The sequence below is a fragment of the Dietzia sp. ANT_WB102 genome, assembly GCF_008369165.1.
GTDB lineage: Bacteria > Actinomycetota > Actinomycetes > Mycobacteriales > Mycobacteriaceae > Dietzia.
Genome location: NZ_VOBA01000001.1, coordinates 1,615,929 through 1,640,036 on the forward strand (window position 1 = coordinate 1,615,929; position 24,108 = coordinate 1,640,036).

General features: G+C 65.8%; 28 protein-coding genes. 25 read left to right on the forward strand and 3 right to left on the reverse strand.

Annotated elements, in window-relative coordinates; all coding sequences use genetic code 11:
* Positions 1 to 107: 107 nt before the first annotated feature.
* The 20 genes from FQ137_RS07445 (at position 108) to rplQ (ending at position 13,506) form a co-directional block, all read left to right on the forward strand.
* Complete coding sequence (locus FQ137_RS07445; RefSeq protein WP_255583787.1) at positions 108 to 1,100, forward strand: alpha/beta hydrolase family protein; 993 nt, start codon at positions 108 to 110, stop codon at positions 1,098 to 1,100.
* A 143-nt stretch (positions 1,101 to 1,243) separates the two neighbouring features.
* Positions 1,244 to 1,612 (forward strand): 50S ribosomal protein L14, encoded by a 369-nt coding sequence (rplN, locus tag FQ137_RS07450; RefSeq protein ID WP_149291828.1) that lies wholly within the window; start codon positions 1,244 to 1,246, stop codon positions 1,610 to 1,612.
* 1 nt (position 1,613) lies between these two features.
* Positions 1,614 to 1,928 (forward strand): 50S ribosomal protein L24, encoded by a 315-nt coding sequence (rplX, locus tag FQ137_RS07455; protein WP_149291829.1) that lies wholly within the window; start codon positions 1,614 to 1,616, stop codon positions 1,926 to 1,928.
* 2 nt (positions 1,929 to 1,930) lie between these two features.
* The gene (rplE, locus tag FQ137_RS07460; RefSeq protein WP_149291830.1) at positions 1,931 to 2,503 is read left to right on the forward strand and encodes a 50S ribosomal protein L5; all 573 of its coding nucleotides are present in this window, start codon (positions 1,931 to 1,933) and stop codon (positions 2,501 to 2,503) included.
* Between the two features lie 273 nt (positions 2,504 to 2,776).
* Entirely contained in the window at positions 2,777 to 3,175 is a 399-nt protein-coding gene (rpsH, locus tag FQ137_RS07465; RefSeq protein WP_149291831.1) for a 30S ribosomal protein S8, read from the forward strand.
* Between the two features lie 11 nt (positions 3,176 to 3,186).
* On the forward strand, positions 3,187 to 3,723 hold the full coding sequence (gene rplF, locus FQ137_RS07470; protein WP_149291832.1) for a 50S ribosomal protein L6: 537 nt from the start codon (positions 3,187 to 3,189) through the stop codon (positions 3,721 to 3,723).
* Between the two features lie 2 nt (positions 3,724 to 3,725).
* Complete coding sequence (gene rplR / locus FQ137_RS07475; RefSeq protein WP_149291833.1) at positions 3,726 to 4,121, forward strand: 50S ribosomal protein L18; 396 nt, start codon at positions 3,726 to 3,728, stop codon at positions 4,119 to 4,121.
* 43 nt (positions 4,122 to 4,164) lie between these two features.
* Entirely contained in the window at positions 4,165 to 4,821 is a 657-nt protein-coding gene (gene rpsE, locus FQ137_RS07480; protein WP_149291834.1) for a 30S ribosomal protein S5, read from the forward strand.
* 2 nt (positions 4,822 to 4,823) lie between these two features.
* The gene (gene rpmD, locus FQ137_RS07485) at positions 4,824 to 5,006 is read left to right on the forward strand and encodes a 50S ribosomal protein L30 (protein ID WP_149291835.1); all 183 of its coding nucleotides are present in this window, start codon (positions 4,824 to 4,826) and stop codon (positions 5,004 to 5,006) included.
* A gap of 2 nt (positions 5,007 to 5,008) precedes the next feature.
* On the forward strand, positions 5,009 to 5,458 hold the full coding sequence (gene rplO / locus FQ137_RS07490) for a 50S ribosomal protein L15 (RefSeq protein WP_149291836.1): 450 nt from the start codon (positions 5,009 to 5,011) through the stop codon (positions 5,456 to 5,458).
* 206 nt (positions 5,459 to 5,664) lie between these two features.
* Positions 5,665 to 6,987 (forward strand): preprotein translocase subunit SecY, encoded by a 1,323-nt coding sequence (secY, locus tag FQ137_RS07495; protein WP_149291837.1) that lies wholly within the window; start codon positions 5,665 to 5,667, stop codon positions 6,985 to 6,987.
* A 48-nt stretch (positions 6,988 to 7,035) separates the two neighbouring features.
* Positions 7,036 to 7,581 carry an adenylate kinase gene (locus FQ137_RS07500; RefSeq protein WP_149291838.1) on the forward strand — a complete coding sequence of 182 codons (546 nt, stop codon included), beginning with the start codon at positions 7,036 to 7,038 and terminating at the stop codon, positions 7,579 to 7,581.
* Between the two features lie 8 nt (positions 7,582 to 7,589).
* The gene (gene map, locus FQ137_RS07505; protein WP_149291839.1) at positions 7,590 to 8,393 is read left to right on the forward strand and encodes a type I methionyl aminopeptidase; all 804 of its coding nucleotides are present in this window, start codon (positions 7,590 to 7,592) and stop codon (positions 8,391 to 8,393) included.
* Between the two features lie 119 nt (positions 8,394 to 8,512).
* Positions 8,513 to 9,793 carry a lipase family protein gene (locus FQ137_RS07510; protein ID WP_149291840.1) on the forward strand — a complete coding sequence of 427 codons (1,281 nt, stop codon included), beginning with the start codon at positions 8,513 to 8,515 and terminating at the stop codon, positions 9,791 to 9,793.
* A gap of 148 nt (positions 9,794 to 9,941) precedes the next feature.
* Positions 9,942 to 10,163, forward strand: coding sequence for a translation initiation factor IF-1 (gene infA / locus FQ137_RS07515; protein WP_005140011.1), 222 nt, complete (start codon positions 9,942 to 9,944; stop codon positions 10,161 to 10,163).
* A gap of 167 nt (positions 10,164 to 10,330) precedes the next feature.
* The gene (gene rpsM / locus FQ137_RS07520) at positions 10,331 to 10,699 is read left to right on the forward strand and encodes a 30S ribosomal protein S13 (protein ID WP_149291841.1); all 369 of its coding nucleotides are present in this window, start codon (positions 10,331 to 10,333) and stop codon (positions 10,697 to 10,699) included.
* A complete protein-coding gene (gene rpsK / locus FQ137_RS07525; RefSeq protein WP_149291842.1) occupies positions 10,699 to 11,106 on the forward strand; it encodes a 30S ribosomal protein S11 in 408 nt (135 codons plus the stop codon). The genes rpsM and rpsK overlap by 1 nt, the downstream gene beginning before the upstream one ends.
* Positions 11,107 to 11,128: 22 nt before the next feature.
* On the forward strand, positions 11,129 to 11,734 hold the full coding sequence (rpsD, locus tag FQ137_RS07530; protein WP_149291843.1) for a 30S ribosomal protein S4: 606 nt from the start codon (positions 11,129 to 11,131) through the stop codon (positions 11,732 to 11,734).
* A gap of 106 nt (positions 11,735 to 11,840) precedes the next feature.
* Entirely contained in the window at positions 11,841 to 12,875 is a 1,035-nt protein-coding gene (locus tag FQ137_RS07535; RefSeq protein ID WP_149291844.1) for a DNA-directed RNA polymerase subunit alpha, read from the forward strand.
* A 34-nt stretch (positions 12,876 to 12,909) separates the two neighbouring features.
* Positions 12,910 to 13,506: a 50S ribosomal protein L17 gene (rplQ, locus tag FQ137_RS07540; protein WP_149291845.1), complete on the forward strand. Its 597-nt coding sequence runs from the start codon at positions 12,910 to 12,912 to the stop codon at positions 13,504 to 13,506.
* Positions 13,507 to 13,595: 89 nt separating this feature from the next.
* Here the strand turns inward: rplQ and FQ137_RS07545 are convergent, their stop codons facing one another.
* Complete coding sequence (locus FQ137_RS07545) at positions 13,596 to 14,504, reverse strand: SGNH/GDSL hydrolase family protein (RefSeq protein WP_149291846.1); 909 nt, start codon at positions 14,502 to 14,504, stop codon at positions 13,596 to 13,598.
* Between the two features lie 76 nt (positions 14,505 to 14,580).
* Between FQ137_RS07545 and truA the strand changes: the two genes are divergently transcribed.
* Complete coding sequence (truA, locus tag FQ137_RS07550) at positions 14,581 to 15,477, forward strand: tRNA pseudouridine(38-40) synthase TruA (protein WP_149291847.1); 897 nt, start codon at positions 14,581 to 14,583, stop codon at positions 15,475 to 15,477.
* Positions 15,478 to 15,493: 16 nt separating this feature from the next.
* On the opposite strand, the gene FQ137_RS07555 is transcribed toward truA, so the two are convergent.
* A complete protein-coding gene (locus FQ137_RS07555; protein WP_149291848.1) occupies positions 15,494 to 16,144 on the reverse strand; it encodes a CPBP family intramembrane glutamic endopeptidase in 651 nt (216 codons plus the stop codon).
* A 65-nt stretch (positions 16,145 to 16,209) separates the two neighbouring features.
* Positions 16,210 to 17,373 carry an NAD(P)H-binding protein gene (locus tag FQ137_RS07560; protein ID WP_149291849.1) on the reverse strand — a complete coding sequence of 388 codons (1,164 nt, stop codon included), beginning with the start codon at positions 17,371 to 17,373 and terminating at the stop codon, positions 16,210 to 16,212.
* 508 nt (positions 17,374 to 17,881) lie between these two features.
* Here FQ137_RS07560 and FQ137_RS07565 point away from each other — a divergent pair.
* From FQ137_RS07565 to FQ137_RS07590, 4 genes are all read left to right on the forward strand, one after another.
* Positions 17,882 to 18,967: a DUF695 domain-containing protein gene (locus FQ137_RS07565; RefSeq protein ID WP_149291850.1), complete on the forward strand. Its 1,086-nt coding sequence runs from the start codon at positions 17,882 to 17,884 to the stop codon at positions 18,965 to 18,967.
* Positions 18,968 to 19,342: 375 nt separating this feature from the next.
* Positions 19,343 to 19,744 carry a helix-turn-helix transcriptional regulator gene (locus FQ137_RS07575; RefSeq protein ID WP_149291851.1) on the forward strand — a complete coding sequence of 134 codons (402 nt, stop codon included), beginning with the start codon at positions 19,343 to 19,345 and terminating at the stop codon, positions 19,742 to 19,744.
* A 36-nt stretch (positions 19,745 to 19,780) separates the two neighbouring features.
* Entirely contained in the window at positions 19,781 to 19,975 is a 195-nt protein-coding gene (locus tag FQ137_RS07580; RefSeq protein ID WP_149291852.1) for a hypothetical protein, read from the forward strand.
* A gap of 487 nt (positions 19,976 to 20,462) precedes the next feature.
* The gene (locus FQ137_RS07590) at positions 20,463 to 23,543 is read left to right on the forward strand and encodes an N-6 DNA methylase (RefSeq protein WP_149291853.1); all 3,081 of its coding nucleotides are present in this window, start codon (positions 20,463 to 20,465) and stop codon (positions 23,541 to 23,543) included.
* Positions 23,544 to 24,108 lie beyond the last annotated feature (565 nt).

A 24,108-nucleotide genomic window follows, 5' to 3' on the forward strand; every position in this document is an offset into this window, starting at 1 on the left:
TTCTCGTGGACCGGGATAGATCGATCACCTCGTCTGAGGTGAGGAAAGTCGAACCACTGTTCCCCGGGTCTTTGAACGAGGTTGATCAGCGGGCCGAGGTGTGGACCGTGACGTCACAGTCCATGGAGCGGGAGGTCCGGGTCGAGGTGTACCGGGCCCCGGCGGGTGTCGACGCTCCCAACGTGTACTTCCTCGACGGCGTCGGTAGCGAGGTTCCCTCGGGGTGGAGTACCGGAATGGGGTGGGGTGACCCGGCCCTGCGCGAACGTCAGGTGAACGTGATCGCGCCGACGGGTGGGCCCTCGTCGATGTGGTCTGACTGGGAGACCGACGATCCCGTCCTCGGCGCGAACAAGTGGGAGACGTTCCTCACCCAGGAATTGCCGCCGCTCCTGAAGGCGGGAAAGCCGGGAACCGCAGGGCCGCTGGCCCACAACGGGAGCTGGGGCGTCATGGGCCTGTCGATGGGGGCATCCGCGGCGCTCCACCTGGCGAACGCGAGCGAGATGTTCAAAGCTGTCGCCGGGATCAGCGGTGCCTACTCGACCACCGACGAGCTCGGCTACCAGTACGCGCGGCTTACCGTTGCTGCGCGGCACGGGGACGTCACCAACATGTGGGGACCGCGCGGGTCGACGAGCTGGGCGGAGCACGACACCGTCGCCAATCCCTCCGGGCTCGCCAACAAGGCTGTCTACCTGAGCGCGGCCACGGGGCTCGTCGGATCCAGCGAACTGGGCCGGTTCGGAAGCAACGAGGTCGTCCTCGTCGACGGGCATGTGCTGGAGAAGGGCTCCTACGAGAGCACCCACCAGCTCGAGGCGGCGCTCGGCGGGGTGGCAGGCGTCAAACTGAAGGTGAATTACATGCCGACCGGAATCCACAATTGGCCGGTCTTCGTCACCCAGATGCTTCCGGGAATGGATTACATACTGTCCGGACTGCCGGATGCTGTTCCCAACGGGTCCGATACGACGAACGGGCTGGCGGGTCACGCCGGCGGGTCGGCCGGCTCGGCTGGCTCGTCCGAGGCGGCCGGATCGATCGGTTCGGCGGGTTCTCTGCGCGGAGCGGGTTCGGCGGGTTCGAGTGGTAGCTGACCGGGATTTGGGTCAGCGTCCGCGCGCACCCTACACTGGAGCAGTTGCCCGACCTGTCACGTCGTGATGTGTCGACGGGCGGCATGACCGCGTGTGTCGGGTCGGTATCCGGCACACATTGAATAGACCTGGTCAGGAGAACCATGATCCAGCAGGAGTCGCGGCTGAAGGTCGCCGACAACACGGGTGCCAAGGAGATTCTCTGCATCCGCGTTCTCGGCGGTTCGAAGCGCCGCTACGCAGGCGTGGGCGACATCATCGTCGCCACCGTCAAGGACGCAATGCCCGGCGGCAACGTCAAGAAGGGCGAGATCGTCAAGGCCGTCATCGTGCGCACCGCCAAGGAGCGTCGTCGCCCGGACGGGTCGTACATCAAGTTCGACGAGAACGCCGCCGTCATCATCAAGAACGACAACGATCCGCGCGGAACGCGCATCTTCGGGCCAGTAGGCCGCGAGCTGCGCGACAAGAAGTTCATGCGGATCGTCTCGCTGGCTCCGGAGGTGCTCTGACATGAAGGTTCACAAGGGCGATACGGTGCTGGTCATCTCCGGTAAGGACAAGGGCGCCAAGGGCAAGGTCATCCAGGCCTTCCCGGCGCAGGAGAAGGTCCTCGTCGAGGGCGTCAACCGCATCAAGAAGCACACCTCAAACTCGGCTGCAGAGCGCGGCGCCTCGTCCGGGGGCATCGTCACGCAGGAGGCCCCGATCCACGTGTCCAACGTGATGGTTGTGGATGCCGACGGCAACCCGACTCGGGTCGGAATCCGCACCGACGAGAACGGCAAGCGTGTCCGTGTCTCGCGTTCGACCGGGAAGGACCTGTAACCATGACCGATACCGCTCTTCCCACCGGTTACACCCCTCGCCTCAAGGCCAAGTACGTTAGCGAGATCAAGCCGGCGCTCAACGAGACGTTCGAGTACGCGAACGTCATGCAGATCCCGGGTGTCGTCAAGGTCGTCGTCAACATGGGTGTCGGTGACGCCGCCCGCGATGCCAAGCTCATCAACGGCGCCATCAACGACCTCACGCAGATCACCGGTCAGAAGCCGGAGGTCCGTCGGGCCCGCAAGTCCATCGCGCAGTTCAAGCTTCGCGAGGGCATGCCGATCGGCGCGCGCGTGACGCTGCGTGGCGACCGCATGTGGGAGTTCCTCGACCGCCTGACGACTGTTGCGCTCCCGCGTATCCGCGACTTCCGCGGCCTCTCGGGCAAGCAGTTCGACGGCCACGGCAATTACACGTTCGGCCTCAACGAACAGTCGATGTTCTACGAGATCGACGTCGACAAGGTCGACCGCCCGCGCGGCATGGACATCACGGTGGTCACCACCGCGACGAACGACGAGGAAGGCCGGGCGCTGCTCAAGCAGCTCGGGTTCCCCTTCAAGGAGAACTGACCTTGTCAACCAGGCCGGACCGGCCGTCCTCGCCGGGGCACCGCAGTGCGGTTCCCCGGCGACGGGCAGACGGCCCAGTCGTCTGGTCGCGCCCCGGTGAGAAGAGCACCGGTCGCGGCGGGAACACCGGTAGGTCTAAGGACCTTCCGGATCCCATACAAGAGAACATTCGCACTCTTCGTGATAGGCCCACGACGGACGTGCGCGGCCCACAGGTCGCCGCACAGGACGTGTTGCATGGGAACCGTTACGAGAAAGGAACATGGTCAATCCATGTCGATGACCGATCCCATCGCGGACATGCTGACGCGTGTGCGTAACGCCAATTCGGCGTACCACGACACTGTGTCGATGCCGCATTCCAAGCTCAAGGGCAACATCGCTGCCATCCTCCAGCAGGAGGGTTACATCGCGGGCTACGCCGTCGAGGACGCCGAGGTGGGCAAGAAGCTCACCATCGACCTCAAGTACGGTCCGTCGCGTCAGCGCAGCATCCAGGGCATCAAGCGCATCTCGAAGCCGGGTCTGCGCGTGTACGCCAAGTCCACCGAACTGCCCAAGGTCCTCGGTGGCCTGGGCGTCGCGATCATCTCGACGTCCCAGGGACTGCTCACGGACCGCCAGGCGAACAACAAGAAGGTGGGTGGGGAAGTCCTCGCCCACGTCTGGTAAGGGGGCGAGCAATGTCACGTATCGGCAAGGCTCCGATCACCGTCCCGTCCGGCGTCGACATCAAGGTCGACGGCCAGACCATCACCGTCAAGGGCCCCAAGGGTGAGCTCACCCAGGTTCTGCCGGACCCCATTTCGGTCTCGATCGAGGACAACATCCTCACGGTGAACCGTCCCGACGAGCACCGCGACAACCGCTCTCTGCACGGTCTCTCCCGCTCGCTGGTCAACAACATGGTCGTGGGCGTCACCGAGGGCTACAAGCAGGACATGGAGATCTTCGGCGTCGGCTACCGCGTCGTGGCCAAGGGCAAGGATCTCGAGTTCGCACTGGGTTACTCGCATCCGGTTCCGGTTACGGCTCCCGACGGCATCACGTTCGCCGTCGACGGTGCGACCAAGTTCTCGATCTCCGGAATCGACAAGCAGCAGGTGGGCCAGATCGCCGCCAACATCAAGCGTCTGCGGAAGCACGACCCGTACAAGGGTAAGGGCATCCGCTACGCCGGCGAGCAGGTCCGTCGCAAGGTCGGAAAGACGGGTAAGTGATCATGAGCAGCACCAAGAAGCGTTCCCCGCTGGGAACCGATGCCTCGACAGCACGTCGCGAGGGTCGCACCCGGCGCCACTACCGCCTCCGCAAGAAGGTCTCCGGTACGCCGGAGCGTCCGCGGTTGGTCGTCAATCGGTCTTCACGCCACATCCACGCCCAGATCGTCGACGATCTGGCCGGCCGCACCCTGGCCGCTGCCTCGACCATCGAGGCGGATGTGCGTTCTGTCGAGGGCGACAAGAAGGCCCGCAGCGCAAAGGTCGGCCAGCTCCTGGCCGAGCGCGCGAAGGCTGCCGGCATCGATGCCGTCGTGTTCGACCGTGGTGGCAACAAGTACCACGGCCGGATCGCGTCTCTCGCCGACGCCGCCCGCGAGGGTGGGCTGGAGTTCTGATGACCAACACCACTGCACTGTTCGCTAACGGAAGGACCGTCTGATGCCGGGACGTCAGCGTCGTGACGGCGGAAGCAACGGCCCCGCCGCAGACAACAAGACCACCAACGACAACACCCAGGGCCGCGGCGGAGACCGCGGTCGTGGCCGAGGCCGCGACGATCGTCGCGGCCGCGACGAGGACAAGTCGCAGTACATCGAGCGCGTCGTCACCATCAACCGCGTCTCCAAGGTCGTCAAGGGTGGTCGGCGCTTCAGCTTCACCGCCCTCGTGATCCTGGGTGACGGTAACGGGATGGTCGGCGTCGGCTACGGCAAGGCCAAGGAGGTGCCGGCGGCCATCCAGAAGGGCAACGAGGAGGCTCGGAAGAACTTCTTCCGCGTCCCACTCATCGCCTCCACCATTCCTCACCCGATCCAGGGTGAGGCCGCCGCCGGTGTCGTCATGCTCCGCCCCGCCTCCCCGGGTACCGGGGTCATCGCGGGTGGCGCCGCACGCGCCGTGCTCGAGTGCGCCGGCGTCAACGACATCCTGTGCAAGTCGCTGGGTTCGGACAACGCCATCAACGTGGTCCACGCGACCGTGGCGGCGCTCAAGGGTCTGCACCGTCCCGAGGAGGTCGCGGCTCGCCGCGGCCTGCCGATCGAAGACGTCGCGCCCGCGGGCATGCTCCGTGCGCGTGCCGGACAGGGGGCCTGACCATGGCCAACGTGAAGATCACCCAGGTCCGTGGGACCGTCGGGACGAAGCAGAACCAGCGGGACTCCCTGCGTACGCTCGGCCTCAAGGGCATCCGGAAGTCGGTCGTGCGTGAGGATAATGCGCAGACCCGGGGTCTCATCAACGTCGTAAACCACCTCGTCGTGGTCGAAGAGACGGAGTGAGCATGACCATCAAGTTGCATCACCTGCGCCCGGCTCCCGGGTCGCACGCCGAGAAGATCCGTGTGGGTCGCGGCGAGGGCGGCAAGCGGGGCAAGACCGCTGGCCGTGGTACCAAGGGCACGAAGGCGCGTAAGAACGTCCCCGCGGCGTTCGAGGGCGGCCAGATGCCGATCCACATGCGGCTCCCGAAGCTCAAGGGCTTCAAGAACCGCAACAAGGTCGTCTTCCAGGTCGTCAACGTCGCCGACATCCAGCGGCTGTTCCCGAACGGCGGCGAGGTCGGCGTGTCCGAGCTCGTCGGCGCGGGTGCCGTCCGCAAGAATCAGCCGGTCAAGGTGCTGGGGGACGGGGAAATCTCCGCCGCAGTCACCCTGACCGTCGACAAGGTTTCCGCGTCGGCCAAGAGCAAGATCGAGGCCGCCGGCGGAAGCGTGTCGGAGGCCGGGGCCTGATTTCCCCGGTCGGCCCGTCCGCGGGCCGATGAGGGGTGCAGGGGTCGGGTTCGAGAGTCTCGGACCCGACCCCTGCACTCATCTTGATAGAGTTTTCCCGTTGTGCGTATCGGGGTCGGCGCCCGCCGGAAGGTCGGCGCGAATCGCCCTGGCGCATCTGCTTTCGACGACCGGCGGCCAGCGGCCGACCACGACCAGGAGGACATGTGCTCTCCGCACTCGCGTCCGCGATCAAGGACCGGGACCTGAGGAAGAAGATCTTCTTCACCCTCGGGATCATCATCCTCTACCGGATCGGCGCGCAGATCCCGTCGCCCGGCGTCGACTACCCCAAGCTCCGGGGGCTGCTCGACTCGGCGATGACAGGGGACAACGCCCAGTTGTTCTCCCTGGTGAACCTGTTCTCCGGTGGCGCACTGCTACAGCTGTCGGTCTTTGCGATCGGCATCATGCCGTTCATCACGGCGAGCATCATCGTGCAGCTGCTCACCGTGGTCATCCCGTACTTCGAGCAGCTGAAGAAGGAGGGCCAGTCCGGTCAGGCGAAGATGACGCAGTACACGCGTTATCTCACGATCGCGCTCGCCGTCCTCCAGTCCGCGGGCATCGTCGCACTCGCCGACCGGGGACAGCTCCTCGGTAACGGCCAGTCCGTGCTTATCGACGACAGCATCCTCACGCTCGTCACCATCGTGATTGTGATGACAGCGGGCGCCGCCCTCGTCATGTGGTTCGGCGAACTCATCACCGACCGCGGCGTCGGTAACGGCATGTCGCTGCTCATCTTCGCCGGCATCGCGTCGCGCATCCCGGGCGAGGGCGTGAACATCTACCAGAACTCCTCGACCATGAAGTTCGCGGCCGTGATGTTCGCGGTCGTCCTCATCGTTGTCGCCGTCGTGTTCGTCGAGCAGGGGCAGCGGCGCATCCCTGTCCAGTACGCCAAGAGGATGGTCGGACGCCGCCAGTACGGTGGCACCTCCACCTATCTGCCGCTCAAGGTCAACCAGGCCGGCGTCATCCCGGTGATCTTCGCGTCCTCGCTGATGTACGTGCCGATCCTCATCACGCAGCTGGTCCAGGGGCCCGAGGCCTCGGGTGACGGATTCTGGCAGCGGTACATCATGCAGTACCTGCAGAACCCGTCCAGCTGGGGATACATCCTCCTGTACTTCACGCTGATCATCTTCTTCGCCTACTTCTACGTGGCCATCCAGTTCGACCCGATGGAGCAGGCGGAGAACATGAAGAAGTACGGCGGATTCATCCCGGGTATTCGCCCGGGCCGCCCCACCGCGGAGTACCTGGGTTACGTACTCAACCGGATCCTGCTGTTCGGTTCCCTGTACCTCGGCCTCATCGCGGTGCTCCCCAACGTGTTCCTCGATATGGGCAGCGGGGGTGGAGACATGCAAAACATGCCGTTCGGCGGAACCGCCGTGCTCATCATGGTCTCCGTGGGCCTCGACACCGTGAAGCAGATCGAGGCCCAGCTCATGCAGCGCAACTACGAGGGCTTCCTCAAGTAGGCGCGGTCTCGTCCGAGCAAGCAAATTGTAGAAAGGCTGGTCCCTACCATGCGTCTCGTCCTCCTCGGCCCTCCCGGAGCCGGCAAAGGAACCCAGGCGGCTCTGCTCTCGGAGAAGCTCGGTGTCCCGCACATCTCCACCGGTGATCTGTTCCGCGCGAACATCTCCCAGGGCACCGACCTGGGGAAGGAAGCCAAGACCTACATCGACGCCGGGAACCTCGTCCCCGCGGAAGTGACCAACCGGATGGTCGAGGCACGTATCGGCGAGCCCGACGCCACTGAGGGATTCCTCCTGGACGGCTATCCGCGTAGCGTCGCGCAGGCAGACGCGCTCAAGGAGATGCTGGGCGAGGCAGGACATTCCCTCGACGCGGTCCTCGAGTTCAAGGTCGACGACGACACCGTGGTGAAGCGGATGCTCGCCCGCGGGCGCGAGGACGACACCGAGGACGTCATCCGGAACCGCATGTCGGTGTACAGGTCCGAGACCGCTCCGCTGCTGGAGTACTACGCCGGCGAGGTCAAGAGCATCGACGCCGTTGGTGACGTCGAGGAGATCAACGCACGCGCGCTCGCCGCGCTGGGTCGCTGACGTCCGCCGTGTTCGGCCGATCTCGAAAGAGCGTGGTCACCGCGCGCACCCCGGGTGAACTGGATGCCATGGAGGCCGCCGGCCGTATCGTCGGGAGGGCGCTCGTCGCTGCCCGTGAGGCCGCGGTCCCAGGCGCCAGCACCGCCGACCTGGACGAGATCGTGGAACAGCTCATCCGGGACGCGGGGGCCATCCCGTCGTTCAAGGGATACGAGGGCTTTCCCGGCTCCATCTGTTCGTCGGTCAACGAGGTCGTAGTGCACGGGATCCCCGGCGGCGACACCGTCCTGCGGGAGGGAGACCTCGTCTCCGTCGACTGCGGCGCCATCCTCGACGGGTGGCACGGCGACTCCGCCTGGTCATTCGGCGTGGGCACCCTCGCACCGGACGTCGCGGCCCTCAACGACGCCACGCGGGAGGTCCTTGAGGAGGGACTCCTGGCGATGGCACCGGGAAACAAACTCACCGACGTCTCACACGCACTGGAGGCAGCGACCCGGCGGGCGGCAGAACGCCACGGGATCTCCTTGGGAATCGTCGACGGGTTCGGCGGACACGGGATCGGTCGCGAGATGCACGAATGGCCCTTCCTGGCCAACGAGGGCAAGCCCGGTAGGGGACCGAGACTCCAGGAGGGGTCGGTCCTGGCCATCGAGCCGATGCTCGTCCTGGGGGGAGAGACCGACACACGGACTCTGGCCGATGACTGGACCGTCGTCACGGTCGACGGATCGCCGGCGTCTCACTGGGAACACACTGTCGCCGTGACCGCCGACGGGCCCCGGATTCTCACGCCTCGGCCGGGGGACTGAGCAGGCTCCACGATTCGCGACGACTCGCCCTGGTCGACGGGTGGGCTCAGCGTAGGCCGTCAATGATGTCGGGATAGAGTATGTGCCGGTAATCAACATCCGTTCCGAAAGGTCACGACATGGTCGCGCGACGCGAGTACCCTGCACGCCCGTCTGCGGCGCGGGGGACAGTCGCACTGCTCGTGATGTTCGCCGTTGCCGTTGCCGCCATGGCGGGCCCCGGAGTCCCGGCCTCGGGAGCCCAGTCCGTGATGGACAACGCCGGTGGTTCCATCATGGAGCCCCCTCAGCCCGGGCCGTTCTACCAGGCGGACCCCGGGGTGCTGGCCGCGGCAAGCCCGGGCGAGGTCATCAACACCCGCGATGTCACCATGCCGGCATTCACGGGATACCGCGTGACTGAGATCGCTTATCGTTCAACCGATACGCGGGACCAGCCGCTGCTCGCGACCGCCACGGTAGTGCGGCCCCACCATGCACGGCCCAATGGACCGGTATTGAGCTACCAGCATTACCTCAATTCTCTCGGTCAGAGTTGTGCTCCGACAGAGACCCTCGTCAACCCGACTCTGGAGACGGTCCAGGACAACGCGATGGCCTTCCTGCGACTGCGCCTGGACCAGGGATGGACGGTCATCATCCCTGACCACCTTGGACCGAAGGTCGCATATCCGGGGGGTCAGCTCTCGGGGCGTATCGCGCTCGACGGGATGCGCGCAGTCCGGGATGACCCGCGGTTCGATTCGGCCCACAGCCGTTTCGGGGCCCTCGGGTATTCCGGGGGAGGGATCGCCAGTGCCTGGGTTGGGTTGATGCATGACGATTACGCGCCCGACGTTAACCTCGTCGGCGTCGCGCAGGGCGGAGTGCCGACGGACATGACGACAATGGCGCGGATGATCGGGAACCTTCCGCACCCGGCATTCGGTCTTGCGTTCGCGGCTGCTGTGGGGATGGCGCGTGAGTACCCGGAGGCAATCCGGCTCGAGGAGAAACTCACTCCAGACGGGTGGGCGCTCTACCACCAGCTCCGGGGCCGATGCACCGCGACCCTACTGGCACTGGGAGCGTTCAGGTCGGTGCCGATGGTGCTGGAGGGCGGGGACCTCATGGCCGAGGAAGGGCTGATGCGCGCGTTCGCGGAGAACAGCGTCCTACTCAGTCCTGACGTGCCCCGGGTCCCGGTCTTCATGTGGCACTCCGCCACCGACCCGCTGGTTCCGTTCTGGGACGCAGAGCAGACCGCCAAGCGGTACTGCCGTGAGGGCGCCCTGTTGACGTGGGAGCCGGGGCTCGCACCAGAGCACCTGATAGGTGCCGTGGAGAAACTCCCTGCCGCGATGAACTGGCTACAGCAACGATTCGACGGTGTTCCCGCGGCGCCGGCCTGTTACGTCTGATCGGCCGGAGCCGTGCGGTCCGCGGCGGCGCTTCGGGTCCGATTGGCGCACAGCTGTGACCTGACGTAGGCTTATACGTCGGTGTGCCCACCAGTGCACCAGAATCCGGTAGACGTCACCCGGGGAATCTTGGAGGACCGTAACCAGCATGGCAAAGAAAGACGGAGCCATCGAGGTCGAGGGCCGTGTCGTTGAGCCGTTGCCGAACGCAATGTTCCGCATCGAACTCGAGAACGGGCACAAGGTCCTCGCCCACATCAGCGGGAAGATGCGGCAGCACTACATCCGCATTCTCCCCGAAGACCGCGTTGTCGTGGAGCTCTCGCCCTACGACCTGACCCGGGGTCGGATCGTCTACCGCTACAAGTAAAGACGCTCAACTCCCCGCACCAGCCGCCGTCCCTTCGTTTGGGTCGGCGGATTCACACCCTCGGTTGCGGAGGCCGGGGCCCCGTACGGTTGCTCATCGCGAGATGACCATCCGGATCGGGGACGGTCGGGGAGCAGACCTACCGCACGACGAAAGAGACACGCCACATGGCACGCCTTGCCGGCGTTGATCTCCCACGTGACAAGCGTATGGAGATCGCGCTCACCTACATTTTCGGCATCGGTCGCACCCGGTCGCTGGAGATCCTGGAGCGTACGGGCATCAGCCCGGACCTTCGCACCAAGGATCTCAGCGATGAGCAGTTGACCGTCCTTCGTGACGACATCGAGGGCAACTACAAGGTGGAGGGTGACCTCCGCCGTGAGATCCAGGGCGATATTCGCCGGAAGATCGAGATCGGTAGCTACCAGGGACTTCGCCACCGTCGTGGCCTGCCGGTCCGTGGCCAGCGCACCAAGACCAACGCCCGTTCCCGTAAGGGTCCGAAGAAGACCGTCGCCGGAAAGAAGAAGTAATGCCCCCCAAGTCACGCGCTGCGGGCCCCAAGAAGACGGGCCGTCGCAGGGAGAAGAAGAACGTCGCTCACGGCCAAGCCCACATCAAGAGCACGTTCAACAACACCATCGTCTCGATCACCGACCCCACCGGTGCCGTCCTGTCCTGGGCGTCCTCCGGCCATGTCGGCTTCAAGGGTTCGCGCAAGTCGACGCCCTTCGCCGCCCAGCTCGCCGCGGAGAACGCGGCCCGCAAGGCGCAGGAGCACGGCGTCAAGAAGGTCGATGTGTTCGTCAAGGGCCCCGGCTCGGGACGTGAGACCGCGATCCGTTCGCTCCAGGCCGCCGGCCTCGAAGTGGGCACGATCTCCGATGTCACCCCCCAGCCCCACAACGGCTGTCGTCCGCCCAAGCGGCGTCGAGTCTGAGCCGGAAGGAACGCACTAAACCATGGCACGTTACACCGGCCCTGTCACCCGCAAGTCACGCCGTCTGGGCGTGGACCTCGTGGGTGGAGACACCGCATTCGAGCGTCGGCCCTTCCCGCCCGGTCACCACGGCCGTGCGCGGATCAAGGAGTCCGAGTACCGCACCCAGCTGCAGGAGAAGCAGAAGGCTCGCTTCACCTATGGCGTGATGGAAAAGCAGTTCCGTCGTTACTACGAGGAGGCGAACCGCCGCGCCGGCAAGACCGGTGAGAACCTCCTGCAGATCCTCGAGTCGCGACTGGACAACGTCGTGTACCGCGCGGGTCTCGCACGGACGCGTCGCCAGGCACGGCAGCTCGTGGCCCACGGCCACTTCCTGGTCAACGACCAGAAGGTGACCATCCCGAGCTACCGCGTCTCGCAGTACGACATCGTCGACGTCCGCCCCAAGTCGACCAAGATGGACTGGTACGAGATCGCCCAGGAAACCCTCGGCGAGCGTCCCGTCCCGGCGTGGCTCCAGGTCGTCCCGACGACCCTCCGGGTCCTCGTCCACCAGCTCCCCGAGCGCGCTCAGATCGATGTGCCGCTTCAGGAGCAGCTGATCGTCGAGCTCTACTCGAAGTGATCTGTCCTCCCTCGTCGCCGGGCGGGCCGCACACCGCGGCCCGCCCGGCGACGGTGGGTTCCCACGGCGTCAAATAGCGGGCGTCGAGAATCGAAAGAGGTAGCACATGCTCATCTCCCAGCGGCCCACCCTCACCGAGGAGGTCGTCTCCGAGAACCGCTCGCGGTTCGTGCTCGAGCCCCTCGAGCCCGGTTTCGGCTACACCATCGGCAACTCGCTGCGGCGCACGCTGCTGTCGTCCATCCCGGGCGCAGCGGTGACCAGCATCCGTATCGAGGGGGTACTGCACGAGTTCACCACCGTGCCGGGCGTGAAGGAGGATGTCACCGACATCATCCTCAACCTCAAGGGCCTGGTCGTCTCGTCCGTCGATGACGAGCCGGTCACCATGTACCTCAAGAAGCAGGGGCCGGGTGCCGTCACCGCCGGTGACATCGTCCCGCCCTCCGGCGTCGAGGTGCACAACCCGGACCTGCACATCGCCACCCTCAACGAGAAGGGCCGCCTGGAGATCGAGCTGGTCGTCGAGCGTGGCCGCGGTTACGTTCCCGCTGGCCTCAACAAGGACGCGGGCCACGAGATCGGCCGGATCCCGGTCGACTCGATCTACTCGCCCGTGCTCAAGGTCACCTACAAGGTCGAAGCCACCCGTGTGCATCAGCGCACCGACTTCGACCGCCTGGTCCTGGACGTCGAGACCAAGAACTCGATGACCGCCCGGGACGCCCTGGCGTCCGCCGGCAAGACCCTCGTCGAGCTCTTCGGTCTCGCCCGTGAGCTCAACGTGGAGGCGGAGGGCATCGAGATCGGGCCGAGCCCGGCCGAGGCCGACCACATCGCTGCGTACGGCATGCCGATCGACGACCTGGACCTGTCGGTCCGGTCCTACAACTGCCTCAAGCGCGAGGGTGTCCACACCGTGGGCGAGCTCGTGGCCCGCAGCGAGTCGGACCTGCTCGACATCCGCAACTTCGGACAGAAGTCGATCGACGAGGTCAAGGTCAAGCTCGTGGAGCTCGGCCTGTCCCTGAAGGACGCGCCCCCCGGATTCGATCCCGCCTCGGTCGCCGGCTACGACGCCGAGACTGGCACGTGGACCGACGAGGGCGGCGAGGATTACGCCGAGACCGAGCAGCTCTGACGAGCGCCCGGAACACCATTCCTAGGAGAATCTGATGCCCAAGCCCAAGAAGGGCGCCCGCCTCGGCGGATCCGCCGCCCACCAGCGGCTCATCCTCTCGAACCTGGCCACCCAGCTGTTCGAGCACGACGCGATCCGCACCACGGAGCCCAAGGCCAAGCAGCTGCGGCCGTACGCGGAGAAGCTCATCACCAAGGCGCGCCGCGGCACGCTGGCCGACCGTCGGGAGGCCGCCAAGGTCATCCGCGACAAGGACGTCCTGCACAAGCTGTTCGCCGAGATCGGACCCCGGGTGGCGAACCGCGATGGCGGTTACACCCGGATCGTCAAGCTCGAGAACCGCAAGGGCGACAACGCGCCCATGGCGATGATCGCGCTCGTGACCGAGGATCTCGTCTCGGCCGAGGCCTCACGCGCCACGCGTGCCGCGGCCTCGAAGGCGTCCACGGCGCCAGCCAAGACCCCGGCGGAGTCGACTGACGACGTCACGGCCGAGGCCGAGGCCAACAGCCCGATCGCCGACCAGGTCGAGGGCGCTGATGATGCCCAGGTCGACGCTGCGGAGGCGACCGCCGAGGCAGTGTCCGAGGACACCACGCACGCCGAGGGCGAGGACACCGGCAAGGCCTGAGTCCCACTACCGGATCACGCCTTCAGGGCCCCGTCACCGCATCACGCGGTGGCGGGGCCCTCGTCGTTTCCAGAGCGGACGGCGAGCCGTCACAGGACGCCTGCCACCGCTGCCGCCATGGCACGCTGGCCCTGCTCGGTCGGGTGCATCGGATGCGAGCCGGTGTCTACACCGGTGAAATCGGTATACCGGACTTCTGGCTGGGTGCAGGCGTGACGTTCGTCGGCGTCACCAGGCATCGCGACCTCCGCACCGGCGTTCTCGGCAGCCTCGGAGATCGCGCGGTTGACGCGGTCGGTGACGTCGCGGGTCCAGGAGACATCGCCAGGACTGACCCGCGAGAGGAAGTCGCATCCGCCCTCCGCCGGGGGGACGAGCGGCATATACGCGGTCACCACGACCCGCGCTACGGGGGACCGCTCACGAATCCCCTCATGCACCTGGTCGAGGCGGGTGCCGAGCCCGGCGAGCGCCGACGAGACCTCCGCATCCAAGCGATCACGACAGGGGGCCCCGTCGGGAACCCGCGGCGTCTGCGCGACGCATCCGGCGATCGCCCCAAAGCCGATGTCGTTGCCTCCGATCGACAGTGTCACCAGATCGGTGTCGGCCGTCAGGGCGTCGAACTGCGGTGGGGTCGTGGCGATCTGCGGCTCCGTCATGTCGACGGTCCGGGCGCCACCGCAGGTGGCATCCACGAATTCAGCGACTCCCGCTCGCTCGGCGAACAGCGACGGGTAGTTGCGTGTCGAGCGCAGGCACCCGTCCGGCCCGCTCGTGGGGGCGCCGGTCGGGCCCAGGGCGGCGAACGAGTCGCCCAACGCCACGTATTTCGTGACCGGCGCCCGTTCCGGCTCGGAGGTGTCGGTGGCGGCGGGCCCTGCTGCCGCGGGCGGGGCCTCGTCGTCGTCACCGGGTGCACAGGCACCCAGTACGAGGGCGGCGGCCATGCCGCCGGCGAACAACGCGACGAGGCGGGGGGACGGTGGCAACGGCATGGGCCCATCGTGCCGGAATGGGCCGCGGTGGGCGGTGTGGCGGGCGGCCGCGACCGTGGTCTAGCGTCTGTAGGCCGTGAGCACCCGCCGAATCCGCCTCGACGTCGCCTACGATGGCACCGACTTCTCCGGATGGGCCCGGCAGCCCGGGCTGAGGACCGTGTGCGGGGTGCTCGAGGCGGAGTTGGCCAAGATCCTCCGCCACCCCGTGCTTCTCACGGTCGCCGGACGCACCGACGCCGGAGTGCACGCTCGCGCGCAGGTATGCCATCTCGACGTGGACCCGGCGTGGCTGGACCAGCGGTCCCTCGACGGCCGCCCGGAGGCCCTCGTGCGCCGGCTCGCTCGGCTGTTGCCCGCGGATATCGCGGTGATGGACGCCCGGTGGGCCCCGGACGATTTCGATGCCCGGTTCTCGGCGCTGCGCCGGCACTACGAGTACCGGCTCACCACGGCGCCGTGGGGGCCCGAGCCGACGCGCGCCCGGGACACTGCGGCATGGCAGCGTGGCGCCGACGTGGAGGCGGTTCGGGAGGCGTCCGGCCGACTGTTGGGGCTGCACGACTTCGCCGCATTCTGCCGACGACGCGAGGGCGCCACCACGATCCGCGAACTGCAGCGCTTCGACTGGCGCACGGAGCCGGATCCGCGCGGCGCCGATGCCCCCGGTGCGGCCCCCGTGTGGACGGCGTCGGTGAGCGCGGACGCGTTCTGCTGGTCGATGGTGCGCAGCCTCGTGGGCGCGGTGATGGCGGTGGGGGAGGGCAGACGCAGCCTCGACTGGATCACCGGGCTGCTCTCGGAGACCGAGCGGTCGTCCGCCGTTCCGGTCGCGCCCGCGTGTGGACTGTCCCTGGTGGGGGTGGAGTATCCGGCCGACGATGAGCTGGCGGCGCGCAATCGCGTCACCCGTGACGTGCGGCCGGGGCCTGGCGCGCCGGGGATGGCGTCGCCTGGCTGCTGCGGGGACTAGTACCGCGCCGGGCAGGTCAGCCGCGCGCCGCGTCGAGGATGGGGCCTAGCGCGAAGAGCATCACCATCGACCACGTGACGTGGGTGATCGCCGGGCCCAGCACTCCTCCGGTGGCCCGACGCTGGACCGCCGTGACCACACCCAGTATGACGGCCGCGAGTACGAGCAGCGGGATGCCCGCGGTGGCCGTGACCGCCGCGTAGACCAGCGTGGTCACCAGTATCGGCCTCAGATGCGCTGTCGCCGAGAAGACCGCGCCCCTGTGGAAGCACTCCTCAGCGATGCCGTTGACGGCGGTCAATGCGGCCACCAGCGGGAGGTTGCCCACAGTCGCGTGGTCGAGGAGAGCATCGACGGATTCCCGTAGCGGTTCGATCCTCGCCACCACGAGCGCCCCGAGGCAGAACAGCACGGCGAGCGCTGCCGCGGTAAGGACCGACGACACTACTGGTCGGTGTCGGCGGTACGGCTCGCGTCCGACCCGAATCGGACCGGACGCGAACGCGCCGACGAGCCAGACGGTGGCCAGCAGTGCGGTTGCGGGGTAGAACATGGGGTCGCCGGCGGGGATCCGCAGCGCCCATCCGTTCACCGTCGCGCCCACGACGAGAGTGATGACGACGACGAGGACACGCCTCCGGGATGGCCGCGATGGCGCGGTATCCATGTCACCCGTTTGCAGTGCCCGCGAATACCGGTGGGTGGGAGACGCGGGCACCTCCCGCTGGTCACTCATCGCCCGGAGCGCACTCGCCCGATAGTGGGCGGGCGGACCCCCGCCCAGTCGGCATCCGAGGGCAGCAGGCGAGCGGGATCGTCCAGCGGATCGGCTCCGTCCCACAGCGGCGGTCGAGCGGGTCCGTGGGGGACCCGTAGTGCTTCGCGAAGGGCCTCCCGGTAGCTGGTCCGTCCGCCCGGTGGGGGACCGAGGACCTCGTCGGCGTCGTCGACAAGCACTATGGCCTCGCAGCGCAGCGATTCCACCAGTGGCGCGGCCAGACCCGGATCGAGGGGGGTGACCAGTCCCATCCACAGGGAGGAAAGTTTGGGCGTGAGCACGGGGACCGGGACCATGAGCCGCTTACGCAGCCCGGCCTCCTCGGCGTAAACCTGCATCATCTCGCCGTACGTCAGCACGTCCGGTCCGCCCACATCGATGGTGCGGCCACCGTCCGCGAGGCAGGACTCGGCGGGGCAGCTCACTGCCGCGGCCAGGTAGTGGATGACGTCGCGAACGGCGATGGGCTGGATGCGATTCTTCACCCACCGTGGTGTCACCATCCCGGGCAGGCGCGTGGTGAGATGCCGGATCATCTCAAAGGAGGCCGAACCCGACCCGATGACCACACCGGCCTGGATCACCAGTGCGGGCACCGAGGATGCCAGCATGATCTGGGCGACCTCGGCGCGTGAACGCAGGTGCGGGGACAAGGCGGACTCGTCCTCCGGGTGGAGACCGGACAGGTGAACGATGCGCTCGATACCCGCTTCCTCGGCGGCCTGGACGAACGCCTTGGTGGTCTCGCGCTCCTCGCGCGCGTAATCCTTGGCGTCTCCCATGGAGTGCACGAGGTGGCAGGCGACGTCCGCGCCCCGCAATGCTGTGAGCAGTGCGTCGTAGTCGCCGAGCCCTCCCTCGTGGATGGTCACCTCGTCCCGCCACGGCACGTCGTCAAGGCGTTTCGGTGTGCGGGCCAGCACGGAGACCTCGAGACCGTCGGCCAGTAGCCGCGGCACGAGCCGCGACCCGATGTACCCGGTCGCACCGATCACGAGTACCCGCGGGCCGGGCTGATCACTGCGGAAGGGGTGGGGCTGTGGGCGTGGTGGCCTGGTCGCCTCCGGGTCATTCGAGGAACCTGAGGAGAGCCGGGCCAGGTCATGGGGCGTGGTCATACCTACGACACTGCCAGCGTGGGCGCACCTTTGCACCCGCTGGAGACGTCGATCGCCTGACCCGGCCCGGCCACCTCTTCCGGGCCGGCGCGGACGGGCCTCCGGCGCGACCAGCCAGCGCATGTCGGCCGGCTCACGCTGCCCGTGTGACGTGCGCGGCCCCGGTGGTCCATTTCGCCAGCACAACCCGTGTTTTGCCGGACATTTCGGCGGCGTAGGCCACGGGGCGGTGTTCCTGGTTGGGGGTTGAGCTGGCTCAGGCCCCGCAGACTGGAACACGGGCCCGCACCGCCGTCCAGAGACCCGCTCCAGAGTGCTGCCCTGCCAGCCCGGGGCCCGGACCGGACCCTCGTGGAAGCATTTCCCGACCCCGCTCGGGGCGCAGCAGAGTCGCAGTGTGAACGCCCCCCTCGGCCCGTCCGGGTGTGTCGGCGGGGGCACGATCGGAGGGATATCCGGATACTGGGTGGAGACGAGCTCGATGACCGCAGTGATGGGAGGAGACCAGATGGCGATTCGTGCAGCGCGACCCCGGCAGCTCTCGCGGTCGTTGGACTTCTCCGGCGTCCGCATCGAGACGGCCCGGCTCCGGTCGGACCGGGCGGTGACCACCTTCTGGCGGTGGTGGGCCGAGAGTGGCAGGCGGCGGGCGACGGCAGCTCTCGATTCGGGCGACGCGCGCCGGGTGGTCCCGGAGCTCACCTCGCTGATCGAGGCCATCGATCCCGGGTTGTCCTGGGAGTTCGTCCCCGGTCACGAGGGCGGACCGCACCGGCTCACCGTCACCGCGGCCGGCGTGCCCGAGTTGCGCGGCGCGGCCCGCCGATGGCTGGCGGCGGCTCCGGACGCCGACGAGACGTGGTCTTTTGCCGACTTGCGCGAACCCGTGCGGGGTTGCGCGATGTACTTCCGCGGCCGTCGATTGGACTTCGACCAGGCCGAGGTCGTGGTGGACCTCGGCCTGTCCCGGGCGGACGTCACCGTGCACCACCCGGCGTTCACCGGGCTTTCCGGAGCTGACCGGGGGATCGCCGCGTATCTGCTGCTCGATGCGCTGTGTGGGGAGGAGCAGGTGGAGACGTGGGTCGGGTTGATCCGAGCCAACGCGACCGCGCCCGGCATCGAGGCGGTTCAGCTCGCCGACCTACCGCAGATCCTGACCGAGCTCGCCGCGGACAACACCGATGAGGTGGGCGACCCGGCGTGGCAGATCCTCCACGGTGAGACAGACTGCGGGCCGCTCGTGGCCGTGGTCCGGGTGCCGCTCGTCGCCCTGTCTTCGCCGGAGTTCGACCGTCACGTCGCTGTGCACGTGCCCTATACGGATGTTGAGGACGGCGGGTTGCCGGGTTCGCTCTCGCTGCCGGGGCTTCGTGACCTCGAGGACCACTTGGTGGAGCGGCTCGAAGGCAACGGCGAATGCGTGGGGGCGGAAAGCTGCGACGGTCGGCGGCTGATGCACTTCTACGTGGACTCCACCACCCCAGCGCACGAACAGTTGCGTGTGGCCGCTTCCGGGTGGGATCAGGGCGAGGTGCGCGTCACCGTCACCGATGATCCGGGCTGGCGGAAGGTACAGCACCTGAGGGTGTAGACCGCTCTGACGCGGTGGGCCCCTCCGGTAGCGCGAGCGGCCCGACGAACGCGTCCTCACCCGGCCCGGCCACCACCGAGACGCGGTGGGATTCACCAGCCCGTGACTCGACGGAGATCCACCCGTTGATCCGACCGTTCAGGACGAGAGCGAGGACTGCAGGTGCCGCGTCCACTCGGCAATCGGATCAGGGACGATCACCCCTATGTACATCGTCGGCACCGGGCCCAGTGAGTTGAACGTTCATATCGACCTCGACCGACGCCTTAGTCGCCTTTATCAGTCTGCCACAGCTACCGTCGGCATTACCGCGCATCAGGATGGCCACTGGTCTGCGGTCGCCGAAGTGCGAGACCGGACAATAGGGGAGGGGAAGTGACCCCAGACGAGGCCCGCTCGCTCGGCCGCGCTATTCGCGCAGCCCGACTGGAGCGTGGACTATCGCAACTTAAACTCGCCGTCGCCATTGGCTCGAACGGCGGTCAGGTCAGCGTCTGGGAGCGAGGGCAAGTACCAGCCGGGCGAGGGAGGGTCGCACCCGCGTCAAGTTTGTCTCGCGAGCAGCTCACCGCGATCGCCGACGCGCTGAACTGCACCGTTGAGTCCATCGCGGATCGAGCCGCCCTGTCCGCGACCACACGGGTCCTGTACGGGTTGGAGCCGCTCGGCCCGGCCCGCACCGTTGTTGGCGGCCGGCAGTTTGATCTCACAGACGCCGAAGCCGACCGCGTCGCCGACTTCATCACTGGTCTCATTGCCGCCCGCGATTTGCAATAGCTGCCCATTGTCGGAGCGGCTCGATACCGTGCCCGCGTGGACGAGCTGGTATACCGAATCCGCCACGCAGCTGACCAGGTAGGGGAGGGGTGCTTCCTCGAGCTACTGCGTTGGCACCGTGTCGTCTGCAACCTTCCGGGCGACAACAAGCGGTACTGCACACCGCTAATCAAGGGGCGAACCGCAGACGGTGAGCAGTTCGATCACGAAGAGTTCGTGACCATGACATGAAAGTGTCCATCCCTACCGACGGCGACAACTTCATTCGTCGGGAATGCCCGACCTGCGAACGGGAATTCAAGTGGCACCGCGGCCCCATCAACGACATCGCCGCCGCTGAGCCGACGCCGAAGGTCTATTACTGCCCTCTGTGCGGTGTCGCCGCCGGAACCGACCACTGGTGGACCAAAGAACAGCTACAGTACGCCCAATCCCGAGCCTTGCCCTAGGTCCTCGAACTGCTATCAAATGAGACGGGACTTCGCATCGCGTCGACGTCCGCAGTCCCTGAACCGATGACCGAGTCCGAAGATATGGCCATCGTGCAGTCACCATGCCACCAGTACGGGCCAATCAAGGTGCTACCTGGTCACCAGCACCCAATTCACTGCCTGGTGTGCGGATCCGCCTTTGCTGTCGAACCGGAGGGTGTCGAGAGTCTGGGTGCAGAATTGAGAGCGCTTTCATCTGCTTTAAAGTTTCCGGATACATTGCGGTTATGACATCCAGCATCGAGGCGATCATTAGGCGCCTCGCCTCCCGCAAGCCGATGCGACCGGAGGCCACGACGCAAGCCGACATCTATATGTTGCTCACGACTGCGGCGCTTGGGTTGGATACCGATGACGTTGTGACAATGGAGTCCCAGCTCGGCGACGGTACGCGCCGACGTATTGATATCGAAGCTGGCCACGTGGTCATTGAGGTTAAGAAGGACCTGCGTGCTGGTGACTTGGCTGACGCGGAAGAGCAGCTTGCCGGCTACGTAGCCCAGCGAACCAAAGAACTCGGTGGCCGGTACGTTGGCATCCTCACCGATGGCACCGCCTGGCGGCTCTACCACTTGGCTGGCGAGCAGCTTTTCTGCGTCTCCGAGCTAGAACTGAGTCCGCGTGACCCGGACAAGGACGCGCTTCTGGTTTGGCTCGAGTCGATCATGGCGACGCGTGCAAAAATCCGCCCTGTTCCTGCTGAGATCGAACAACGACTAGGGGCTACTTCGCCCGCGCACCAACTGGACTACGCGGCCCTAGCGGTGCTCTATCGCGACAACCGTAACCATCCCGAGGTCAAGCTCAAGCGGGAGCTCTGGGCCAAATTGCTTCGCACGGCCTTCGGAACTGGGTTCGTCGACGACGAAGCCCTATTCATCAACCACACCCTTCTCGTGGTGACGGCCGAATTAGTCGCACACGCGGCGATCGGCTGGGACGTCTCACCGCATGGGCCCCTAACTCCGGCACAGATGACCTCAGGATCGGAGTTCGCTAACTCCCAGATCCACGGCGTTGTCGAGGCTGACTTTTTTGACTGGGTGGTGGAGGTTGCTGGCGGAGAGCAATTCGTCACTGAACTCGGCCGACGCATTGCCCGATTTGAATGGGCGACAGTCGAGCACGACGTTCTCAAAATTCTCTACGAGTCAGTCATCCCCCAGGCGGAACGGGAAGGGCTTGGTGAGTACTACACCCCAGACTGGTTAGCGGACCGCATCGTCGATGATCGTGTCACCGATCCTCTCACTACTCGCTTGGCTGACCCGAGCTGCGGCAGCGGGACTTTCGTCTTTCACGCCGTCCGCCGCTACCTTGAGGCGGCGGAAGCGAACGGAACGTCCACTGGAGAAGCCGTTCTCGGCGTCACTCGCCAGGTCGTCGGAATGGACGTGCACCCCGTAGCGGTCACCCTTGCTCGCGTGACCTACCTGCTCGCAATCGGGATCGAGCGCATCAGCTCCGCGGACCGCGGACCGCTAACCATTCCGATCTACCTAGGTGACTCGATGCAGTGGGAACAAAACCGTGACCTGTTCGGTGGAACGGACAGGGTCACCATTACCACCGCTGGTAACGAACTCGTTGAAGGAGGCGGCGTCCTATTCGGCGACGAGCTTGTCTTTCCCCGGAGCATCCTCGGCGACGCTCAAAGATTCGACCAACTCGTTTCCAGCATGGCTGACAAAGCGCTTGATCTCAGTGGAAAGAAAGACAGCACATTAATAGATCCTGTCCTGCGTAGGTTTGCGGTCACAGAAGAGGAAGCGGCAATACTGACAACCACGTTCTCGACTATGCGAGCCCTCCATCGTTCAGGGCGGAACCATATCTGGGGCTACTACGTCCGTAACCTGATCCGTCCGCTGTGGTTATCCGAACCGGACAACAGGGTGGACCTCCTCGTCGGAAATCCGCCGTGGCTTCGCTACTCGAAAATGACGGAGGCAATGCAAACGCGATACAAAAAGCTCGCCAAGCCACGAAACCTGCTCAATAAAGGACTCGGCGCCTCCGGTCGAGACCTAGCCACGTTATTCGCCGTGCGAGCAGTGGAGCTGTATCTCCGAGACGGAGGCCAGTTCGCTTTTGTCATGCCGCATGGCACCCTCAGCCGCCTCCCACACTCGGGATTCCGAAGCGGAAAATGGGCAGCGGGAACAGGTGACCATCTCACCGTCGCTTTCGAAAGAAGCTGGGACATGGCCGAAACCACAACCGGATTCCCCATGCCCTCCTGCGTCGTTCGTGGACACCGTGCCGAAGTCGCAACTCAACTGCCGTCCCAGACCATCAAGTGGGTCAACCGGCTCCCCAGGGCGGATCTTCCGTGGAGCGAAGCTGAACAACGGACCGTTACGTCACTGGGGACGGTGGCAGCGCTCGGAGATGAAACCGGACCAGGCCCCTCGCCATACAAGTCTCGATTCCGGCAAGGGGCGGTCTTGGCTCCTCGGATGACGTTGTTCGTAACCGAAGCCGATGCAGGCCCGCTCGGAGCGGGAGCTGGCCGCATAGCCGTGGAATCCTTCCGCACCACCCAAGAGAAGAAGCCATGGAAGTTGCAGCCGTCCCTGAAAGGGCGAGTTGAACAACGATTCGTTCGCACGGTGTATCTCGGCGAGACGGTGCTGCCGCACCGGTTTGTGACACCTCGCCAGGCAGTTCTGCCAATCGTGGATGCTGCGATCTTGGAGACACATGAAATCGCCGAGAAGCCAGGCCTCGCAGATTGGTGGGGCCAAGCGGAAGAGGTATGGGAAGACAACAAGTCGTCAGCCGATAAGTCGCGACTTCTAGACCGCATCGACTACCATGGCCAGCTATCTGCTCAGCTGCCAATTGCTTCTCTCCGAGTTGTCTATACGAAATCCGGCAATACGCTGGCAGCCGCGTTGGTGCGCGACGAGTCCGCGGTCATTGACCACAAGCTCTACTGGGCGCCCGTGGCAGCAGAAGCGGAAGGCCACTACCTGTGCGCGATCCTTAATTCCTCAACGCTCCTTGAGCGTGTTAAACCTCTCCAAGCTCTGGGGCTATTTGGCACACGCGACTTTGACAAGAATGTGTTCGCAGTGCCCTTCCCGAGGTTCGATTCGACGGACAGTCTTCATGCGAGACTCTCCGACCTTGGCGCTCGATCTGAGAAGGCGGCATGTTCAGTGGATATTTCAGGCACCCGAACCTTCCAGGCCGCGCGCAAGAAGGTTGCCGCTGCTCTGTTGGAGGCTGGGATCTCTCAAGAGATTGAGGAAGCTGTCGCAGAATTAGTGCCACTGGAAGCCGTGTTGCCTTCGGAAGGCTGACTAAGACCGAAAACGGCTGACGATCGGCATCGCCTCATTGAGGTGCACCTGTACGGGACCCCGCGTTGGACTAAGTGTTGGCTGTTTCGCAGGATTTCTCTCTCTTTTCGACACGGATCCCCGTGAGGTGGAGGCGGTCAAGCCCCTAACAGCGGTCCAACTGGTTCCTCGTTTTTCGTTGGTGGTCAGACGGGTAGTTGCACCAGGTGGTCAGTCCCACCTGCGTCGTCGAGCTGGCACCTGTGTCCGTGGTCACGGTGGGCCTGCAGCAGCAGTCCTGCCAATCCGCTCATCACCGGGGCTAAGTGCCGCGCCTTCCGAAGCAGCTAAATCACGTGATGCTGTCGTGGTTAGGCCTTAACATAGGCACACGTTCGGTTAACGGCGGCGGCAGCCGATCCTTGGTTCAGCCTCCGGCGCCAACTTTTCGGAGGCGCATCGCAACGCCGTCAGGAGTGTGCGGCAAGCCGCAGGCAATTCGGTGCCCGTAGTGACGGTACAAACTCAGGACAACGGCCTCGGCTGTGTCACCGTAATGTATGCCTACGATCCCGACGGCGCGTAT

Excerpts from the sequence above, each read along its gene's own strand:
- FQ137_RS07565 (WP_149291850.1), top strand. The coding sequence starts at position 17,882 with ATGGCGATTCGTGCAGCGCGACCCCGGCAGCTCTCGCGGTCGTTGGAC.
- rpsK (WP_149291842.1), top strand. The coding sequence starts at position 10,699 with ATGCCCCCCAAGTCACGCGCTGCGGGCCCCAAGAAGACGGGCCGTCGC.
- rpsE (WP_149291834.1), top strand. The coding sequence starts at position 4,165 with ATGCCGGGACGTCAGCGTCGTGACGGCGGAAGCAACGGCCCCGCCGCA.
- FQ137_RS07510 (WP_149291840.1), top strand. The coding sequence starts at position 8,513 with ATGGTCGCGCGACGCGAGTACCCTGCACGCCCGTCTGCGGCGCGGGGG.
- rpmD (WP_149291835.1), top strand. The coding sequence starts at position 4,824 with ATGGCCAACGTGAAGATCACCCAGGTCCGTGGGACCGTCGGGACGAAG.
- FQ137_RS07555 (WP_149291848.1), bottom strand. The coding sequence starts at position 16,144 with ATGGATACCGCGCCATCGCGGCCATCCCGGAGGCGTGTCCTCGTCGTC.
- rpsD (WP_149291843.1), top strand. The coding sequence starts at position 11,129 with ATGGCACGTTACACCGGCCCTGTCACCCGCAAGTCACGCCGTCTGGGC.
- rplF (WP_149291832.1), top strand. The coding sequence starts at position 3,187 with ATGTCACGTATCGGCAAGGCTCCGATCACCGTCCCGTCCGGCGTCGAC.
- FQ137_RS07535 (WP_149291844.1), top strand. The coding sequence starts at position 11,841 with ATGCTCATCTCCCAGCGGCCCACCCTCACCGAGGAGGTCGTCTCCGAG.
- rplN (WP_149291828.1), top strand. The coding sequence starts at position 1,244 with ATGATCCAGCAGGAGTCGCGGCTGAAGGTCGCCGACAACACGGGTGCC.
- rplX (WP_149291829.1), top strand. The coding sequence starts at position 1,614 with ATGAAGGTTCACAAGGGCGATACGGTGCTGGTCATCTCCGGTAAGGAC.
- infA (WP_005140011.1), top strand. The coding sequence starts at position 9,942 with ATGGCAAAGAAAGACGGAGCCATCGAGGTCGAGGGCCGTGTCGTTGAG.
- rplQ (WP_149291845.1), top strand. The coding sequence starts at position 12,910 with ATGCCCAAGCCCAAGAAGGGCGCCCGCCTCGGCGGATCCGCCGCCCAC.
- FQ137_RS07500 (WP_149291838.1), top strand. The coding sequence starts at position 7,036 with ATGCGTCTCGTCCTCCTCGGCCCTCCCGGAGCCGGCAAAGGAACCCAG.
- FQ137_RS07560 (WP_149291849.1), bottom strand. The coding sequence starts at position 17,373 with ATGACCACGCCCCATGACCTGGCCCGGCTCTCCTCAGGTTCCTCGAAT.
- FQ137_RS07545 (WP_149291846.1), bottom strand. The coding sequence starts at position 14,504 with ATGCCGTTGCCACCGTCCCCCCGCCTCGTCGCGTTGTTCGCCGGCGGC.
- rplO (WP_149291836.1), top strand. The coding sequence starts at position 5,009 with ATGACCATCAAGTTGCATCACCTGCGCCCGGCTCCCGGGTCGCACGCC.
- rplR (WP_149291833.1), top strand. The coding sequence starts at position 3,726 with ATGAGCAGCACCAAGAAGCGTTCCCCGCTGGGAACCGATGCCTCGACA.
- rplE (WP_149291830.1), top strand. The coding sequence starts at position 1,931 with ATGACCGATACCGCTCTTCCCACCGGTTACACCCCTCGCCTCAAGGCC.
- rpsH (WP_149291831.1), top strand. The coding sequence starts at position 2,777 with ATGTCGATGACCGATCCCATCGCGGACATGCTGACGCGTGTGCGTAAC.
- FQ137_RS07590 (WP_149291853.1), top strand. The coding sequence starts at position 20,463 with ATGACATCCAGCATCGAGGCGATCATTAGGCGCCTCGCCTCCCGCAAG.
- rpsM (WP_149291841.1), top strand. The coding sequence starts at position 10,331 with ATGGCACGCCTTGCCGGCGTTGATCTCCCACGTGACAAGCGTATGGAG.